The sequence below is a fragment of the Bradyrhizobium sp. CCGUVB23 genome (assembly GCF_024199885.1).
Taxonomy (GTDB): domain Bacteria; phylum Pseudomonadota; class Alphaproteobacteria; order Rhizobiales; family Xanthobacteraceae; genus Bradyrhizobium.
The window spans coordinates 2,175,368-2,195,272 of sequence record NZ_JANADQ010000001.1 but is presented as its reverse complement, the minus strand read 5'-3'; the positions used below and the strand labels follow the sequence as shown (position 1 = coordinate 2,195,272).

Sequence of the window (19,905 nt, the reverse complement as noted above, 5' to 3'; positions counted from 1 at the left end):
ATCGTTGTCGCTCCCCCAGAACGAACTCCAGATCGCATTAAACACTCCGCAGGGCTATCCCTATCCACAACCGAGCATTTTCGAGCTCGCGTCGGTGATGGCACCGCGAATGAAGCAAGCAGCGTGCCGCTTGGAAATTGAGGGGGCACCAGTTGCTTCGTACCGGGTGCATGCGTCAACTTATGGACAATGGTCTTAAAGCTCACAATCGCTCTGTAGCGAAGCGTACAGCAGGCTGCGCTGCAGGAAACCGCCTTCGTTGTTGGCTAGGCTGCGGCTATCGAAGTCTGGCTCGCGCCAAAACGTGACGAGCGATCGGTTGCGCGACGCTGCACGGCAGGAAAAGGCTCATCATCAGCCCTTCAAGCTTACCACCGACACCCGCGCGATGATAACACTCCGGCTTCGCCTGAGTGCTAAGCGGCTCCGCAACATTGTTCGTATCGGATCTGCTGTCGGCGGCGAGACGGAAGTTTGCTTTGACGCGCTGAAAGGAGTTGTCGAGCGTGCACGTCATGGCGGCCAAGCAGCGCTACCCCACGTTCAATCCCGGTTCGGAAAGCGTATCGAAACGACGCCCTTTCGCGTAGTCTGCACGTCCAGAATAGATATTTCTGCGTGCGTTTTCGTGTGGACCAAGGCGGACGACTGCGAACAGCATATCAATCGCGGTGGGTGGTTCTGCACGCCGACGATTCGTTACGCTGCTCTTAACCATTTCGCTATAGCGAAGAGCGTCCAAAAATTCGAGCACTTAACGACTGCCTTCAGCGGCCACGCAAACGACGTGGGCCTCGTGGAAGAAGATGAGACGGTTCCGTCTTGGTTCTTGCACAATCGACGTCATCGCTTTCCGCCGCCCCGGGGGTGACCTGCAGCCCGGCGAGCGCCAAGTCTTCTTTCATGAAGACGGCACCAAACCATAGCCCAGGCGCCTACAAATGCAGGAAATCACAGGCCGGAGCCGAGTCTCTGGAGGCGCTGATTGCGGGTGTCATGCAGATTAGGCGCGTGTCTACTACAAGATCCGGTAGATGCCACCGCCAACTTGAGGCCCTAGCGTTCGGTCATGTTCCCTGCCGATCATCGAGGACATCGTGAACGCAAAAAGCGAGAAGCTAGCAAATAGGCAAATCGGCGTATTATGACTGGCAGAACCAGGGTGGCTAAGCAACGCACAACCCATTCAGGACCCTCGATGTTCTGGCTGAAAGGCCGCACAGGGTGAGGAATGGCGGCAGGCGTATGCCTACGGAAAATCGGTCGGGCAAAAATCCGCTCGTGGAAGGTCAACCGCTCGACGCCATCATGGCGATCGATCGGCTTGCAAGCTCGGATCCGGAAAGGGTTGCACTCAGGTACGGCGTAGACGCACTCACCTACCAAGCACTGCGATCAAGATCTGATGCGCTCGCGAGGACGTTACGAGAGAAGGTGGCTCACGGCGCGGTGGTCGGCTATTGGGGTGAGCGAGACCTCGACTGGGCGACGGCGGTCGTCGCAATTTTGAAGGCTGGATCAACCTACCTGCCTCTCGATCCATCGTTACCGGTTTCCCGCACATCATTCATGATCGAGCAGAGCCGCTGCGCTCTGATTATTGGCCCGGACCAGCTGGAGCAGCTCAGCCTATTCCAGGCTACCAGCAAGGCCACCACCCAATTCGTGACGATAGAGGCGGCGTTGCGCGAGGGCCAGACTTCGTCCGTTGTACCATCACCGAACGAGGGTGGAGTAGCCTACATTCTGTTTACGTCTGGTTCGACGGGCCAGCCGAAGGGCGCAATGATTGAGCGCGCAGCCCTCAATAATCATCTGGTGGCAAAGATTGACGCTTTAAATCTCACTCGGACGGATTGCGTCGCGCAGACAGCGTCGCACTGCTTTGACATCTCGCTGTGGCAGCTTCTGGCGGGACTTTGTGTCGGAGGCTGTATCGCGATCATCGATGATGCGACACTGAAATCGCCAGTATCTCTTCTCCAAGCCATTCAACAATACCGCGGGACGGTCGTTCAATTCGTGCCGTCGATGCTTGCGATATTTGTTGAATATCTGCAGTCGCTTGCGGCCGCTGAGCGAGCTTTGGATGCTTTGCGGAGTATTTCTACGGTCGGAGAACCTCTAACACCCGGACTGGCGCGCGCGTGGCTTGCCCTATATCCCCAGGTTCCCATTCTCAACCACTACGGGCCGACCGAGTGCGCGGACGGCGTTACGCATCATCTGCTTTCCGTCGCTCCCGCGCTGGCTGACACGTATGTGCCGGTCGGCAAAGCGATTTCTAACCTTGAGGTTTATATCGCGGACGGACCGCGGCTGTGCAACACGGGAGAGGTCGGCGAAATCTGTGTTAGCGGCATTGGTGTCGCTGCTGGTTACGTCAATGACGATGCCCGCACCGAGGATGCCTTTGGGCCAAACCCGTTCTCGAACGATCCTTCGTTCCAGCGCCTATACCGGACAGGCGATCTCGGGCGAGTTCGTTCCGATGGCCTCTTGGAATGTCTCGGTCGACGGGACCGTCAGGTCAAAATTCGCGGGCACAGAATTGAGCTGGGAGAAATCGAGGCCCGGCTTTCCGCCCATCAATTGGTACGTGGCGCCGCCGTGGTCGCCTCGGTCTGCGCAGGCGTAAAGCTTACGGCGAGAGACATAACCGGGGTCGAGGGAGAAACCGGATCGAGGCGACTCATCGCGTATGTGTCAGCCCCGCCAGAAGTAGGGGAGGGCGAGCTTCAGACCTTCCTGGCCGAATCGCTTCCCACCTACATGCTCCCAGAAAGGATCATTCACGTCGACAGTATTCCACTGACCAGCAACGGAAAGGTCGATTTTGGAGCCTTGCCGGACCCGACCGGCGTTCGCCCTCTCTTGCCGACTCCATTCGAGGAGCCGCAAACAGAGCTCGAAGCTCGGCTGTGCCAAATTTGGTCCGAAATTCTGCGTATTGAGAACATTGGCGTCAATGACGAGTTCATTAGCCTCGGCGGAGACTCGCTTCGGGCCATGCTCATATTGGGCCGGCTGCAGACCCAGCTCGGAGCAAGAGTGGATTTCAGGCTGGTTCTGAATGGAACGGTCCGGTCTCTTGCGGCGTCGATCTCGGCCCGAGTCGAATCGAAACCGTGCACAGCCCCGGCGCACGGCAAGCTTATGCGAGCGCCCCTGACGCGAGTTCAGGAGCACCTATGGTTTTTGTCGCAGCTCGATCCGTCTGCCAGGAACTACATCATTCAAGGCGGCCTGCGACTAAGAGGCATCATCGATCCGGCCGCGTTCAATGGTGCCTGGACCGATGTTGTTCACTCCCATCAGGCACTTTCTGCACGTTTCACGGACGAAAACGGTCCGGTTCAGCTTTTCGATGCTCCGCAATGCGCAAGCCTTGAATTGGTCGATGCATCTCACCTCACGGCGCAGGAAGCTGAGGAGCTGATAGCAGAGTTACGGCGAACAGAGCTGAACGGCAGCTTTGATCTCAGCCAAGGACACCTGTTCCGCGCGCGTATGATCCGTTTTGGCCCCGACAACCATCTCATACTGATCACCGCTCACGAAATCATCATCGATGCCTGGTCGATCTCCGTTCTGCTTAGGGACCTTCGACAAAGGTACGTAGATCCTGCGTCGTTCTCGCCAGAGAACCGCGCGTCACTTTCGACCTACGCGCTCTGGGAAACGCAACACACGACTACAGAAGCGCTGGCCAACCAGCGTAATTATTGGCGTCGTCAGATTGGTGATGATCCGCCGGTGCTTTCGCTTGGAACGGGACGAGCGCGGCTGCAGACAAATTCCTACCGCGGCGCCTCGCATGCGGTGCTGCTTCGCAGCGAGCTCTCCAATCAGGTCCGGGAGTTTGCCCGCCGACATAGGTGCACCACGTCGACAACACTCCTCGCATGCTTCAAGCTGCTGCTGCGGATGTATAGCGGCCAGGACGATATTCTCGTTGGCATACCGCACGTCGTACGGGATCAACCTGGCAGCACAGAAATTGTTGGATTTTTCCTGAATATGCTGCCGATCCGCACCGCGATCGATGTCGGCCAATCCTTTGTGGTTCATGCCCTGCGCGTCCAGGACCTCGTCAGCAGTGCCATCGCAAATTCGGCATATCCATTCGGCTGGATGGTAAGGGATGCCCGTGTACATCGCGAAGCGGGACGCTCGCCGATCTTCCAGGTCATGTTCAACATGTACTCCGAGGCCGCGGAGCCACCCGGCAAACATGATTTGGATCTGACATTCCGCGAATATGAGACCGGCTATGTAAAATTCGATCTGACATTGTACGCGCAAGATCTGGGCGATGAAATTGTCCTCCAGCTAGCGTATGCGGAAGACATATTTTCGAGCGATCTGATTGTCCGCATGGCCGACAATCTGCGCTGTCTGATTGCAGCCTGCATTGAGAAACCGCTTGCGCCCATTAGAGATCTGAGCTGCCTCAGCGCGTTAGAGCTCGCTATGCTGGACTCGCTAAATGGCTCGGCGCAGCCATATGAGACTGAATGCTCGCTTGTCGAGGCGTTCGAGCAAATCAGCGTCTCTAATCGGAGCCGGGTGGCATATTTTGGCAATTTCGGCGAGATCACATTCGGCCAACTGTGCGAGCGCGTAGCAGCTATCAGGTCGCTATTGCGAGCTTCGGACGTGAGGGCTGGCGATATGATCGCCATGCTGGTCGACCGGTCGTCTGACGTGGCGGCGGTTATTCTCGCGACACGAGCCCTGCAGGCCGTGGTTGTCCCAATATCGCCGGACTGTCCGCGTGATCGGATCGAACATATCCTACGAGATAGTCAGGCAAGGCTCTTGGTTCACGCAAATACCGATGAACCTGGTTTCGACGTGCCGTCGGTCTGTCTATTGACCCTAGAAGGGTCCAGCGTGGGCGCGCACGATTTTGGGCGCAGCGACAAACCATCAGATCAGGGAATTGCAAGCCTTATATACACCTCGTCCTCAACCGGGAAGCCGAAGGGGGTTCTCATACCGGAATCGGCAACCCTCAATCGGCTGAACTGGATGTGGCGACGCTTTCCCTTCGAGCGTACCGACGTTATGGTTGTCCAGAAGTCCGCTTCCCTTGTTGCTTCCTCTTGGGAGTACTTTGGGGGGCTTCTGAAGGGTGTACCTACGCTGATCCTGACCCAGGAGCAGTTGCTGGATCCAGATCTGTTGTTATGCACGTTGGCAAAACGTCGCGTGACACATTTATTTGCCTCGCCCCCCCTCCTGTCCGGCATCATTGCTTCGCAAGAACGGCAGTCGCGACCGACAGCCTTGCGGCTGGTCACAAGCAGCGCCGAACCGATGCCTTCCTCGCTCCCCGGTGGCTGGCGTGCAAAGTTCCCGGACGTGCCATTGTGGAACTTTTACGGTGCTACGGAATGTGCGTCCAATGCAGCAGTCTATGAAACATCGGACGCCTGCAACGGCTCGTCGCTTGTCCCCGTTGGACGCCCAATCGATAACGTCAAACTCTACGTTCTCGATGCCCAGTTGAAGAGAGTCCCTGTCGGAGCTGCCGGCGAACTCTGCATCGCCGGACGTTGCGTCAGCGCTGGGTACTGGCGGGATCAGGATCGGACCAACCGCTGTTTCGTCCGCAATCCCTATGATGACGGCCAATACAGCGTTCTCTATCGAAGTGGCGATATCGCACGCATCTCAACCAACGGTCTGCTCGAAATTTGCGGCCGATCGGACAATCAGATCAAAATACGGGGCTTTCGCGTCGAGCTGGAGGAGGTCGAAACGGCTCTTGAGTCTCATCCTGCAATCGCAAAGGCCGCTGTGGTCGCGGAAGGCATGGATAATCATCGTCGCTTGATCGCTAACGTGGTTCAGGCTCGCGACAGTCTGAGCTCTGGAGATATCATCACTCACCTGCGCCACACATTGCCGTCCTACATGATCCCTGCCGCCTTCCGTTTGGTTGACAGCGTCCCCCTTACGGCAAGTGGGAAGATAGATCGTTCTCGCCTGTCGTCCATTCCCACCCGCGAGGTCGGGCCAGTTCCATGTGCTGAGCCCCGCACGAAAAAGGAGCGCATTCTTGCTGAGATCTGGCAGGATCTATTAGGCGCCAAGTCGGTCGGACTAGATCGGAGCTTCTTTGATATCGGCGGAGATTCTCTTCTCAGCGTGCGCTGCGTCACGCTGGCGCGCAAAGCCGGGCTGAATCTCACCGTCGAGCGGCTCCATCGAACACCGACCATCAGGGAATTGGCGGCAGACGAAGCGGTTGCACGCGATGCCTTCCGTTCCCCAGACGGCTCATTGCCAGTGACCCCCGTAATCTCACCTTGGAACCGTCTTGCCGGCTTCGATGAGCATTTCAACATCGGCGATCTGTTCTTCTTGCCCGCCGGCATCCTGGACGCCCGAACGCTGGAGCGCGCCCTTGCCCATGTCATGGATAGGCACGAAGGCCTCAGACTCCATATTGCTCGAACTGTTGAGGGCCTACGTCTGACAATCGGACGGTCCGTGGCCGAACGCCTCGTGGAAGAGATCGATCTTGTCGGAATGAACGTCCTTCAGCAGCGCAAGATGATCGAGAGCATCTCGGCAAGACGTCAGCACATGTTTCGGTTTGATGGCCAGAGGCCTCTTGTTAACGTCACGGCCTTCCGCACCGCGGAAAGCGGCGATTACTATCTGCTGGTCCTGATGCATCATTTTGTAGTGGACGGGATCGGCTATCGACTGTTCCTGGAAGCATTGGATACGGCGTACAACGCGCTTGCTTCGGGCCATATCGAGAGTGGTGCCGAGAGCATACAAATGCTCGCTCCATGGTGGAAGCGCCTTGAGCACTACGCGAACAGCGAAGCGCCGACGGAACTCACATACTGGGAGGGAATTGACTACCATCAGTTCGATTTCCACGTCAGCGACACTTCATCAGGCGGCGCGAGCTTTTCGAAAGTGACCGCGAGAGAGCTTCACTATGCGCGACTTGAACGTCGCGTGGACGAAGCGAACTGCCGCCCCCTTTGGGAAGATCAGGCCAAATACTATCTTGAGATCGACAAAGAAGCGACGGCCGACCTCTTCAATATTGCAGCCAGATGGGCGCATTGTCAGGACGTCGATGTCTTTCTTGCCGCTATATCTGGCGCCTTCGGACGCGTCTGCGGCAACTACTCGCTTTGGATCGATAACCTTACCTCAATCCGAGGTCGGGTGTTTGACGATCTCGAATCATCTCAAATCATCGGCAATATCAGCGAGCTTGTTCCGCTTCCCTTGAGACTGACAGGAACGAAGCGCCGCTCCGATCGTGCGCGTTCAATATACCGCCAGCGCAATGCCCTGCCGCGCAGGGGAATAGGGCTTCGGGCCATGAAATTCCTTAACCGAGATCCAGCCGTGCGGAGCCGGGTCGATCGCCTGCCCCTACCAAGAATTGGATTGAATTATCGAGCGGGTGTGCAGCGCCATTTTCCACGCCGTCTCCTAGCCAAGGAACCCTCTCCACTCTGGATCGGCGAAGACATGGATGAGGCGTCCGTGGGTCATCTCTTGTGGTTCGATGTCGGATATCAAGCCGGCCAGCTACAGATCGAAGCGAGGTACGATTCAAGCCAAGTCGGTTATGAGCCGACCCGTAATCTTTGCACAACATTGCAACAGGAGCTTTTGGAGACGATTAGCGAATTTCGGAACAGTTCGCGGCACGTTCACCCATGAATGAACCCGATGCGGAATTCGCCATCGAGAGCGATCGCGGTGTGATAACAAAAAAGAGCCCGCATAGTGACCTTTCGGACCCAAATCTCTCGAGTCTCATTCTGCGGCTCGCCATTCCCTCTGTTGTTGGCTTATCGATCAACGCGCTACAGCAGGTCGTCAACGCGATCTTTGTTGGCGCACTTGGCCCACAGGCGATTGCAGCTGTCAGCATGGCCTTGCCAATCGTGGTCCTGCTCGCGGCAGCTGGACAGGGGATCGGTGTTGGAACAGCGTCGATTATATCCCGTCATCTTGGCGCTGGTGAGTACCTGGAGGCGAGCAAAGACGCGAGCACCGCACTTGCGCTCGCGGCTCCGATCGGTATCACTGTTACGTTCGCTCTGCTTCCAAGCCTGCGAGGGATCTTCTTAACGCTCGGCGCGACTCCAACCATCATGCCCATGGCGCTCGACTACGCAGCGACGCTTTTGTTCGGGTACACGTTGATGCTTCTCAATATCGTCAACGGATTTGTTGTCAGAGCCGAAGGCAATACACGATTCAGCATGTGGACCATGGTTACCGCCTTCATACTGAACGCTGTGCTTGATCCGATCTTCATATTCCTACTGGACCTCGGTGTGCGAGGCGCTGCCCTCGCAACGCTTGTGTCCCAGATCGCTGCGATCAGCCTCTATATCGCGTATTTTACGACGCTCCGCGGGATAGTCCTCGTCAGGATATCTCACGTCTCGTTGCGAGCCGATCGCATCAGACAGCTCGCGTCGATAGGTGCGCCGGCGTCCATGACCAGCATTTTATCTGCTATTGCCGTGATGCTCTTATACGGAGCTGCCGCACCGTTCGGGGACGAGTCCATCGCGGCCGTGGGAATAGCTGTGCGGATCTTGACGATCGGCGCACTGCCTATCACTGGCTTCTGTATAGGCTCTCAAGCTGTCCTCGGTTTCGGCTGGGGCGCACGGGACTTTGCTCGAGTGCTGAAGGCTGCGAAGCTCATACTCTCTATAAATGTCGCTTTCTCGGTTGCATATTCTGCAGCCGTTGTGACTTTTGCCCGGCCTTTGGTCAACCTGTTCAGCGATAGCGATAAGGTCAGGGAAATTGGCATCTCGACCTGCATCGTCTTCCATCTTTTTTTTGGACTTTTTGGTATTGAGAGTTTCGTGACGACGATGCTTCATTCGTTCGGGAGAGCGCGCCTCAGCGCAGTTGTGTCCTTCGCGAGGCAAGGCTATCTTTTCATACCGGCGGTACTGTTTTTCCCGATCATATCGGGTTTCAACGGAGTGTTGGCCAGTCAAGCAATCGCCGAGCTGGGCGCCGGAATGATCGCGCTGTTTGTCATGTTCCACCAGTTCGCTGAGCTCAGACGCGCGCTCCGGCACCCTGCTTCAGGACCAATCGAGATTGTGGGGTGACCTGGCAACACATATCATATCACCGGAGCCCAGAGCATGAGGCCTAGCCGGGGAGGTGTTGCGCTCCAAAGTCATGACGAGCGCAACGCGCAAAAGCCATGCGCAATAGTATTCGTCTTGAGGGGTGGCGCGCTGGATGTTGCAGGCCACCGCCACGGCAATCGGAAGTGGACGCCGAGCCGGACCTGCGAGCCAGCCGAGATCGGGGCACCGCGTGATCGCTTGGGTCATTCTAATTTGAGAAGGAGTTCGCTGCCTGGCTCGCCTCGGCTTGGCCTCGAACCATTCGCGCAGCTGGGGCGTAACCGCGCCACCTCGCCGAGAACGATCTGAAGCCGAGGCGCAAAAACATGCGGTACATCTCCCGACCACTCACAACGAGTGCAGCTATTGCGCTTCCTCAAAAAAAGGAACTTCGGAGCGCATATCGCCCCACGCGCACCGGTAAAACCGTGCTGATGCAGAACATCGCACGACCGCAAGGTCTCGGACAAGCGGACCTTCCCGGCGATCGACATCTCGCGCTCCGGCACCCGCAAGGAGGAGCGAGCACACAAAGCGCGTGCCAGCATTTCAGCGAAATGACCGAATGCTATTGACGTCGTCTCAGGCGCACTACCGCGAGAGAAGGGGCTTGTCACATCTATGAAAGCGCTCACGACGTTAGGAGCCGCCATCGGCACAGCTTTGGCGAACGATATCAGCTTTTCGGGCGGACCAATATATGATCCCGCTCCCCCTCTGTTTCCTCTTGAGGTGAAAATGTTAGGAAACGTAGCCCTGCGTCGTCGGCGTGAATTCGCTTGGGGGCGGCATCACGCCCATGAAGCATTGCGTCGCCTCGGCTTCACTCCTGTTCCCATTTTGTCTAGAAGTGATCGGGCTCCTCTTTGGCCTCTCGGAGTCGTCGGGAGCATTTCCCACTCTTCATCCGACTGTGGGGCCGTTGCGGGACGCTCAAGGAACGTCCTCGCTCTGGGATTAGACATCGAAGATGACGAGCCGCTCGGAGCCGACCTTCTGCCAATCATATGCACCTGCGCGGAACTACAGCGTCGGGAATGGTCCAGCAATCGCCTTGGCCCGAAACTAATCTTCGTAATCAAGGAAGCTGTATACAAGTCCTATTCGCCAGAAACCGGTGAATTCCTCGATTTTCAAGATGTCAGTGTCAGGGCAGGTGACCAGAGTGGGTTGTTCGAGGCGGAGATCATCAATCCGGAAAAACCTACGAGTTTCGGCAGTCGCACTATCAATGGAATTTATCTCCCGTTTCTCGGGGGCATCCTTGCATTGGCGGTGCGATTTCGAGGCTCGGAGTGTCGCGCTACGAAGCTTGCAAACCTTGCCCGGGGCATTCGCATGGAAATGAGTTGATCCGGCAGGCATTGGTGCCCGCTACACGGTCGATTCGGCGGCCTGTCGCTGCAGACGATGATGGTCGTCCTGCATTCACGTCAGACGTCGAGGAGGAAGGGGCATTGACCGGGTTATTTTCGCGCCTGAACGTATAAGCAGCTCTATCTGTTCAGCGGGCGTAGCGGGCGGCACCACGGATTCTGTCGTCGTTTTCGTTCCGAAGAATTGTCAGCGACTTTGCGGTGCCTGCCACAATGTCCAATTCGACCTTGTCGACACGCATGTCAGGCTACGCTGCCTCATCAGCATTTCCGCGTCCACAAATCATACCCGCGGCTTGTTGTTCGGCCGTTGTCGGCCGGCGGCCAGCTCACAAGCCGCTTCTGCATCCGCGGCACCCGTCTTGTTCGGGTGGACATAAGGCATCACGTAGGCGGGCTGTACCATGCGGACCAAATGTCGCAGCGAGGTGATCTCTTGCCCAGAGTTGGCCCTTGCAAAAGCCATGAAAAAAGTCTGAGAGAATTATGATCCTTAAGCGAACGAACCCAATCCCTGGACCGTTCCAGCGCGGGCCCAGAGTTGTGCTTTCGCTGGCAATGCACTATCGGGCGGCCGAATGCTCATATGCTTCAATCGGAGCCTGCGCCTTGCATCAGAGGATCGGCTAACCCAATGATCAAAGCTTGGCTGGACCTTCCGATATTTGACTTGTTCGCTGTCCTCATCACTCTTTACGCAACGACCGGCGCTGTCATTGTGATCGCGAGTTTCAGCCCTGCAACGGTTGTGCCGATGCGCCGCGTAGAAGGCGTGGTCGCTCCGTTTTTCGGCACGGTCGGAGTGTTGTTTGCGTTCCTGACCGGATTTCTGGCCAATGATATAACCGATCGCAACCGTCAAGCGGCCCGCGCGGTGCAGTCAGAGGCGGCGGAGCTGCGCAACATCTATGCTGTTAGTCACGCGTCCGTCTCGGACATGGCCAGCCTCCGCTCAGTGGTTGCGAAATACGTCGCCGCCCTCGTGGACGACGAGTGGCCGGCGATGGCACAGGACCAGAAGGCCGCTTCGCCTGGTCCCGCCTATGACGCCTTGCTGCGAGAAGTGAGCGATCCGCAGATCGCTCAAGTAGCGGGCGGGGCAGTGCAGACAGCCTTGTTAAATGCCGCAGTCGGAGCGGGCAGCGCGCGTTCCGAACGGCTCGCCTTGGCTTCCGACCGCACCATCGATGCCAAATGGATTCTCGTCCTCATCCTTGGCGTGGTCACACAAATATCGATCGGATTGGTGCACCTGAAGAAGGTCGGTGCGCAAATTACGGCATTAACCGTGTTCTCAGTAGCCGTTGTGATAGCGCTGGGACTCATTGGCCTGCAAGAGCGTCCTTTTTCCGGTGATATCCGAGTAGAACCGGGACCACTGGCAGAGCTCACCAAAATTGCAGCGGAATGAGGATGCATCAGCTTCTTGCAATGAATGCAAGCCACTCCGGCATTGATGCAACCGGGAGATGGTCTTACCGACGTTATGGCGAGCTCAACGGCCTTATAGCTCTTGGTATCGATGCCAGTTTCTTCGACGCCTTTGCCGCGCCATTCGAGGCCGACCTCGGCAAACGCGAACTCGACCATCTCGCACACTGACCGTGGCTCGCCGGTCCCGGGACTTGTCGGCCTGCAGGATCACGTGCTTGTCTTACATGATCTCGTGCACGCCCTCAGTCGCGGCTGGCATCGAGCTAGTCGAGATGGAGCGAATCCTCCAGGCCGGCCTCAATGCGGCCGACGGCGCGGGTGATCTGACGGGCGACAAAGTCTCGCCGTGGACTGGGCTTTGTAGCCGGGCAATCTTCTTCAGTCGTTGCCTGATGTCAGAAAGGCTTGGTAAGCTTGCTGGATGCCATCTTTCAGGGAGGTTTTCGCGCGCCAGCCCAGCTTTGCGAGTCGGCTGACGTCGAGCAACTTACGGGGGGGACCGTCGGGACGCGAGGTGTCGAAAGTGATTTCACCTCGATAGCCGACGATGTCGGCAACGACGCGGGCGAACTCGCCGATGGTGATGTCCTCGCCGGTACCGATGTTGACGAGATCGGCCCCCGAATAGGTCTTCATCAGATGCACGCAGGCATCCGCCATGTCGTCGACATAGAGGAATTCACGGCGTGGCGCGCCCGTGCCCCACACCACGACGCTTCTTTTATCAGCGACTTTGGCTTCGTGAAAGCGGCGGATCAGGGCTGCGACGACGTGGCTATATTCGGGGTGGTAGTTGTCGCGGGGGCCGTACAGGTTGCTTGGCATCACGCTGATGAAGTCGCTTCCGTACTGACTGCGATAGGCTTCCACCATCTTGATGCCGCCGACCTTGGCGGCAGCCAAGAACACGACCTGTGGCCGTGCCTTGGCGAACCAGTCGAACACCTGAGCCTGGTCGCGCAGATCGACCTCGCTTCGCTCCAAGATGACGAGGCGCGCATTTTCCTGCACAAGGCGCCGCATGAGCGCGGCCCCGACCATACCGCGATGGCCGGCGACATAGACGGATTTCCCTTTCAGCTCAAACGGTGTGGCGGCCACCGGCGGCCTCCCGCTTCGCCTCGTCTAGATCGCTTGCCACCATCTCCTGCACGAGCTGCGCAAAGCTGCGCTTCGGCTTCCAGCCGAGCTGCTCGCGCGCTTTGCTGGCATCCCCAATGAGAAGATCAACCTCTGTCGGACGGAAATAGGTCGGATCGATTCGAACCACGGTCTTACCGCTCTTCGCGTCAACACCAGTCTCATCGACGCCCTTGCTGCGCCACTCGATGCGGCGGCCGACCTCGGCAAATGCAAGCTGGACCATCTCGCGCATCGACCGCGTCTCGCCGGTCGCGAGCACGAAATCATCGGGCTGGTCCGCCTGCAAAATCATGTACATGCCCTCGATATAGTCGCGTGCATGCCCCCAGTCGCGCTTGGCTTCGAGGTTGCCGAGGTAGAGCGTCTCCTCAAGACCGACCTCAATGCGGGCGACGGCGCGGGTGATCTTACGGGTAACAAAGGTCTCGCCGCGGACTGGGCTCTCGTGATTGAAGAGGACGCCGTTACTTGGGAATATGCCGTAGGCTTCGCGATAGTTCACCGTGATCCAGTAGCCGTACAGTTTGGCCACACCATAGGGCGAGCGCGGATAGAACGGCGTGGTCTCCTTCTGGGGGACTTCCTGAACCAGGCCGTAAAGCTCGGAAGTAGAAGCCTGTAGAAGCGTGTCTCTTTCTCCAGGCCAAGGATCCGGATCGCCTCGAGCAGGCGCAGCACGCCGATCGCTTTGGCGTTTGCAGTATATTCTGGGCTTTCAAAGCTCACGCCGACATGGCTCTGGGCGGCAAGGTTGTAGATCTCGGTCGGTCGGATCTGCTGGATCAAGCGGATCAGATTGGTCGAGTCGGTCATGTCGCCGTAGTGCATCAGAAACGGCACGTTCCCGGCATGCCGGTCCTGATAGAGATGATCGACGCGCGCGGTATTGAAGGAAGAGGACCGTCGCTTGATGCCATGCACGACATAGCCGAGCGATAATAGATATTCGGAGAGATAGGCGCCATCCTGCCCGGTCACGCCGGTAATCAAAGCGACCCGCCGTTGAGAGTTCTGACTTGTCAAATTCTACCCTGGTGCAAACGAACCGATCGGTTTTACGTGCCCCTCAGTCACCCTCCGCCCGTACCCCGACGGAAGCTCTGTTCAAGCCCTCAAAACCATCCACGGTGATAAAGAAATGAATGCCTAAGGACAATAGACGTTTACGGCATTGATTTTACGAAGTTTTCGCCTGCTCCTCGGTTTTCCGGCGCCGTGATGACGTTCAGAGCATCTACGCCAAAGGCGTCCCGAGGCGGCTAAAGGCCTCAAACCCAGCTTCAACCCCTTATCTGCAATCGCAGGCTCGTCATCCTGTTATTCGGGTGGCACAATCTTCGAGCAAGCAAAGATAGATGCAAATCGTGAGAGCACCGTGAGCGAAACAAGTGAAATCCGTCGAAAATTGCAACCAGACGCGGAATTTGTGCGCCGAAGTACGAACTCGTTGCACTCATCAAACTCGAAAGCTGGCTACCATGCAGTGTAAGCTCTAACCTTTTTCACGCGCCGATTGTCTGGGAATCGCTGAAGAAGCACAAGGTAAAGCACATTCTCAATTCGGCAGGTGACGGCATGACTGGCCATCTCTACCGCCGCGCGGATGCCAGAGCCAGACATTGTGCTGGACTCCAAGCGAAGATGAGCCTGCTCGTAGGACTGTGTTGGACTTCGACAGGGCGCAGGCTGGCGTGGAGTGCCGGATAGAAATGGCCGCCAAGTAAAGGAGCTCGAGCGCCGCGCCGAAGCAGAACTCCGAAAATTCAAGTGAGAGTAGATGCGGCGACAAGTGCGATCGAAGCCGAGCCGCCGCAATCGAACAACGAAGGGCAGCCCGCCCGGTGGCGTTGCGACAAGGGCGCAGAAAGCACGGTTGGAAGCTAGGTCATTCATCCCACTTGAATTTCGGAACGCGCGATCCGTATTATCTTCCTCATGTCGAGCACGCGGGAGATCTCCAAATGGTGGATTCGGCTACCGCCGAGCTTCTGCGCGCGGTCCTCGAGGAGGTCTGCGCGCGCATTTCGCGCTACGAGACTGGCGTCCGCGCGCATGTTGCCGCTAAGCTTCTGGAAGCCGCCACCAGAGGTGAAACGATACCCGACCGCCTCAAACAGATTGGCCTCGAAGCACTTCGCGATGCACCGACCATGTGGCGGTAGGCGCGGACAATATGATCTCCCACGCAGGTGAATTTCCAGGTTACCGTTCTTAAGATCCTTGTGAGCTACCCGGACGGATTCGCGCCGATGGCGGAGCTCAAACGCGACATGGCCATTCTAGCGACGAGTGGTCGAGACTGGGCCGAGCGCACCAAGAGAATGGCCGCCCGTGTCCCGAACCTCGACATTTTTACGCAGAAGCTCGTTGAGCGGGTAAATGGTGGCTGGCGCATCACGGAAAAGGGTCGCGCCCTCCTCGATCTGATGGAAGCGCGCCAGGTCGGCGCGGAGGCGCCGTCAAAGACGAGCGCATCTGCTTCCGAGCAACGCGAAGCGGACGATTGATCAATTGATCCCGGCCGGTGATGTCACGCTGCGCCGCGCTGAAGTGCGATGTTTCGACGCCCAGGTCCTCGGCGCGATCGGAATTTCAAATCAGATCTGGCGACGGTCGTGAAAGATCCTCCAGAAGCGCGCATGGTGCGCGTTGCCGCCGATCGACTATCGGAGAAGTCGGCTAAGTCAGCGCGCCGGGTGAAGGCGATGGCGAAATGTTTATCATCCCTCGAAGACGAGACATGGCAAACCCGGAAAATGCAGACGTACTCGTTCAGCGTTCGTTTCTGTATTCTGGGTTCGCGCGCTTTACCCGCGATTTCCGGATGAACGACTGACAGGAGACGAGCTATGCCCCGCCACGTGAACTATGTTCCGCACGGCGTGATCCCGGAGGTCCTGCTACCGTTTGACAATAATCAGGCCATTGACGAGGCGAGCGTCCGCAAGCACCTTCGAGATGTGAGCTCCGTCGAAGGTCTTTCGGCCATCACCGTCAACGCTCATTCGACCGAGGTCGCATCCTGCAGTTTCGACGAGCAGCGCCGTGTGCTTGATATCGCGCAGGACGAAATCGGAGCCAAGCTGCCGCTGATCACCGGCATCTGGGCGAATGGCAGCCTCGAGGCGGCCCGCATGGCAACGCTAGGCGGCGCCTCCGCACTCCTGGTGTTTTCGCCGGCGGCGTTCAGCCTCGGCCAGACGCCGCAAATGGCTCTCTCTCATTTCAAGTGCATCGCCGATGCGACCGACCTGCCGCTGATCGTGTTCCAATATCCGCTCGCAACTGGTCAAACCTATCCGAAGGACGCACTGCTGAAGCTGTGCGAGGAGGTGCCGACCGTTTGCGCCATCAAGGACTGGGTCGGCAACGTGCCGCATCATGAGTGGCACGTGCGCACGCTGCAAAATCTGCCGCGATCTGTGAACGTGCTTACGACCCACAGCGCCTGGCTGTTCTCTTCGCTGGTGCTCGGCTGCAATGGATTGCTATCGGGCTCCGGAAGCGTTATCGCGGAATTGCAAGTGCGCCTATACCGTGCCGTGCAGGGCAACGATCTCGCCGAGGCCAAGCGGCTCAATGATCGTATCGAGCCGTTGACGCGCGTGTTCTACGCCGATCCGTTCGTCGATATGCACAACCGCATGAAAGAAGCTCTGGTACTGCTCGGCAGATTGCCGCGCGCAGTGGTGCGGCCGCCCTTGGTGAAGCTCGATCCCTCGGAGATCATGGGTATTGAACAGGCGCTGATCGAGGCCGGGTTGCTCGACAAGAAAGCGCCCAATGCGGCGTAGCCGCTGATAGCGAGACGGATCAACGGGGGTGGCCATCGCACTTCCCGGCAGATCGATGCAAATATCAGTGTTCTCCGAGTTCTTGTTCGCACCATGATCGTGAAGAGATACAATATGCGAGCGATCTGGTCGTTCACACACTCTCATGGACCAGTTCACCGGCCATAGACCTCGTGTCAGGGAAAGCCGCTGCGATTGGCCGTTCGTGCCCGTACTGTATGTGGTTACGCGCGTGGCAGCGCCATTGCCGGGCGATCTGCGTTATAGAGCAGTCGCGCCGGCTTCGCTGATGCGCGCAAAGGGGCGGCTGAGGTTGACGACAGTTCGGTCGCATCAGTGATGCAGGACCGCAGCGGTGGTCACGTCAAGCCTGTTCTGGCGGAGACGCAAACCTTTCGTCGCACGCCGAGCGGCACAGGGACGATGCTCCCCCCCGCGAAAGGAACATCAAGTTTGAGTTTATATCGGACTTTGCGGTTGTTCGATGCCCGGTCCTGCACGGCCGTCGCGTTTAGCTCACAGAGATCCTTCAGATCAATCATCAGGGCACCAAGCCTCGCGGCATGGGATTTGACGCTCGTGAAGGTCTGGCGGCGGCGACCCTCCTCGCCAGCTTGTCGCACTCTGCGTGGATGGAGGCCCATAACTGCTGTCTCGGGAAGGGCTGGCGGCTAGCGGCAGCGTCGTGCCTGGACTTATACTGTCTAATTCGACGCCGCGGTTGGCCTCGGCCTCAACTATCTTATGGGCGATAATGCAGAGCAGCGCGATTGCGGCAGCCCACAATGCGAGATGCTTCCACCAGCAAAACTCGCGCTCAGACCCTTCGCGTGCGATGGCGGCAGCCAATCCTCCCAAGGTCATCCCTGCCATGACCAAGACAAACAAATCAATGCCTTCCATAGGCGCTCCGTTCAGCGGGGCGCGCAAATCGTGCCATGATATATCCTGTTGGTTTAAAGGCGATCACGCGAGCGTCCACCCGACAGGACTATTGAACGTCCAACTCTGCAAGCAACTGAGTCCTGTCGAGCAAGCCAAGATCCGTTTAACTCTGCCCACCATCATGGGTTTTCCGACGTCTACGAAAGTGCACCGCTAGCGTAGGCACAAAGTCGGAGGTCGCAGGACCTCTTTTCAAAAGAAAGCAACGCCGTTGAACTATCCCTACAACCTGACGCTACGTACGGTTCAACCCCCGGCGTATAAGGAGTCTTGAATCTTGGATGGCATCAGGTTGTGCGATCTCAAGTCGGCCGCTATTCACACATGCGAGTTGCGCGACCGAACTTTCCGATACGGATCTCTTGAGCGACATCAATGCGTTTTCCGAGCGTCTCCATCAACGTTGTATTTGTAGCCGAACAACCGACTTGCCGGATTGCTGAGGCTATGGGCTCGGATTGCTAGGCAGCCCGGGCCCGCCACTTACGAATCACGTTTAGAACGCGTGCCTCCAGCTCGCACAAATCTCTTTCGGTGATCGAGGATACCCCAGGTAAGTCCAAACGCCGAAAGACGCCTCTGATGAAAAGCAAAAAGCAGAGAATCACTATGATTGCGGACTATCGCCAGCCCATCGCGACGGCTCGCGAAGCAACCAATTGTTGCGTTGCTGACAATTCGGATGATTTGATGTTCGGTAGCCCTTCCTTGGAAGGTGCTCGTGCGAATTGCTTGTGAAAGCACCGTTCTCGATTGCGGCACGTTGCTTGCTTTGTTCAACGTAGCATCGCCACCCAGCCTGGTGATGTAGGGGCGGGCCAGGTGCGCCCCTGCTCGTGCGTCAGGCCCGCCCCGTCGTTCTCAGCCAGGAACTCCCATCGACCTGGCGGCAATTCGCAATGACACCGCCTAAGCTCAAGGGCGCCCGGAGGATACGCGTATGGAATGTCTTCACGAATCGCAGCATCGCTTTGTCGTACGCGGCCGGAATTTGCGAAAAGCATTGTCCTATCTGCGACGTGCCGTCGGAATTGTTGAGCTTAAGACACCGACCGACGCCCTCGGTGACTCCGACACATCCCTACATCGACGTCCAATTTTGGAAGTCCGTTCACAGGCATGAGACTTGCCGTTTCAATTCAATTCCCTGCAGCCTTTGGAGAGATCGTCGATGCACAACGTCGTCTGCATAAAGCAGGTTCCGGACTCCGCGCAGATACGCGTGCATCCCGTGACCAACACCATCATGCGCCAGGGCGTCCCGACGATCGTCAATCCTTACGACTTGTTCGCGCTCGAGGCCGCGCTGGAGCTGCGCGACAAGATTGGCGGCGAGGTCACGGTTCTCACCATGGGGCCGATAGCCGCCGAAGACTCGCTGCGAAAGGCACTGACGTTCGGTGCAGATCGTGCGGTGTTGCTCACCGATCGTGTTTTCGCGGGGGCCGACACGCTTGCGACCACTTACGCGCTGGCAACGGCCATTCGCAAAATCGGAGAGGAGTATGGGCCACCCGACCTCATCTTTGCCGGCAAGCAGACGATCGATGGTGATACCGCACAGGTTGGGCCTGGCATTGCCAAACGGCTCGGAGTGGTGCAACTCACTTATGTCGCCGGGATCACGAGCCTGGATCTGGCATCGCGCGCGATCGAGGTTGAGCGACGCTCGGAAGGCGGTGTGCAGGTGTTGCGCACAAAGCTGCCATGTCTCATTACCATGCTAGAGGCGACAAACGAGATTCGGCGAGGGAGCATGATGGATGCGTTGCGTGCGGCACGCACCGACATCGTCAAATGGAACGCGCAGGACGCAGGCGTTGCAGATATCTCGAAATGCGGCCTTAAAGGCTCGCCGACTATCGTTAAGCGTGTCTTCGCCCCCTCCAAGCGCGCCGAGAGAGCAATGCTGGTGGAGGACACCGAGCAGCCTGTACCGGCGTTGATCGACGCGATCTTTAAGCACCGGCCAAAGCTAGAAACTGAACTTGCAGCCCTGGCGCGCGCTTCTGATCTGAAGCCGTAGCGATGAGCCGTTGAAATCTCCCGCTATTGTCG

The 19,905-nt window shown here is 57.6% G+C and carries 10 protein-coding genes and 2 pseudogenes; 10 read left to right on the top strand and 2 right to left on the bottom strand.

The genetic code is table 11. The features are described from left to right. The first annotated feature begins 319 nt into the window (after nt 1-319). The 6 genes from NLN62_RS10175 (at nt 320) to NLN62_RS53375 (ending at nt 12,133) form a co-directional block, all read left to right on the top strand. Nucleotides 320-871 (top strand): hypothetical protein, encoded by a 552-nt coding sequence (locus NLN62_RS10175; RefSeq protein WP_254108646.1) that lies wholly within the window; start codon nt 320-322, stop codon nt 869-871. 374 nt (nt 872-1,245) lie between these two features. Further along, entirely contained in the window at nt 1,246-7,707 is a 6,462-nt protein-coding gene (locus tag NLN62_RS10170) for a non-ribosomal peptide synthetase (protein WP_254108644.1), read from the top strand. After that, nucleotides 7,704-9,131 carry an MATE family efflux transporter gene (locus NLN62_RS10165; protein WP_254108643.1) on the top strand — a complete coding sequence of 476 codons (1,428 nt, stop codon included), beginning with the start codon at nt 7,704-7,706 and terminating at the stop codon, nt 9,129-9,131. The genes NLN62_RS10170 and NLN62_RS10165 overlap by 4 nt, the downstream gene beginning before the upstream one ends. Before the next feature lie 645 nt (nt 9,132-9,776). After that, complete coding sequence (locus NLN62_RS10160) at nt 9,777-10,508, top strand: 4'-phosphopantetheinyl transferase (protein WP_254108641.1); 732 nt, start codon at nt 9,777-9,779, stop codon at nt 10,506-10,508. A 657-nt stretch (nt 10,509-11,165) separates the two neighbouring features. Next, nucleotides 11,166-11,942, top strand: coding sequence for a DUF4239 domain-containing protein (locus tag NLN62_RS10150; protein WP_254108640.1), 777 nt, complete (start codon nt 11,166-11,168; stop codon nt 11,940-11,942). 2 nt (nt 11,943-11,944) lie between these two features. After that, nucleotides 11,945-12,133 (top strand): hypothetical protein, encoded by a 189-nt coding sequence (locus NLN62_RS53375; RefSeq protein WP_371932949.1) that lies wholly within the window; start codon nt 11,945-11,947, stop codon nt 12,131-12,133. 210 nt (nt 12,134-12,343) lie between these two features. Here NLN62_RS53375 and NLN62_RS10140 read toward each other — a convergent pair whose 3' ends face one another. Together NLN62_RS10140 and gmd are read right to left on the bottom strand one after the other, a co-directional pair. After that, nucleotides 12,344-13,066, bottom strand: coding sequence for an NAD-dependent epimerase/dehydratase family protein (locus NLN62_RS10140; protein WP_305881666.1), 723 nt, complete (start codon nt 13,064-13,066; stop codon nt 12,344-12,346). Further along, nucleotides 13,047-14,131 (bottom strand): annotated as a pseudogene (gene gmd / locus NLN62_RS10135) (GDP-mannose 4,6-dehydratase). The gene NLN62_RS10140 and the pseudogene gmd overlap by 20 nt, the downstream one beginning before the upstream one ends. A 938-nt stretch (nt 14,132-15,069) precedes the next feature. Here gmd and NLN62_RS10130 point away from each other — a divergent pair. From NLN62_RS10130 to NLN62_RS10115, 4 genes and pseudogenes are all read left to right on the top strand, one after another. After that, nucleotides 15,070-15,270 (top strand): hypothetical protein, encoded by a 201-nt coding sequence (locus NLN62_RS10130; protein WP_254108638.1) that lies wholly within the window; start codon nt 15,070-15,072, stop codon nt 15,268-15,270. A gap of 27 nt (nt 15,271-15,297) precedes the next feature. Beyond that, nucleotides 15,298-15,573: pseudogene (locus NLN62_RS10125) on the top strand (hypothetical protein); the annotation flags it as partial. A 384-nt stretch (nt 15,574-15,957) separates the two neighbouring features. Next, nucleotides 15,958-16,902, top strand: a complete 945-nt coding sequence (locus NLN62_RS10120) for a dihydrodipicolinate synthase family protein (RefSeq protein ID WP_254108636.1) — start codon at nt 15,958-15,960, stop codon at nt 16,900-16,902. A gap of 2,116 nt (nt 16,903-19,018) precedes the next feature. Then, nucleotides 19,019-19,873 carry an electron transfer flavoprotein subunit beta/FixA family protein gene (locus NLN62_RS10115; RefSeq protein WP_254108635.1) on the top strand — a complete coding sequence of 285 codons (855 nt, stop codon included), beginning with the start codon at nt 19,019-19,021 and terminating at the stop codon, nt 19,871-19,873. Nucleotides 19,874-19,905: the final 32 nt, after the last annotated feature.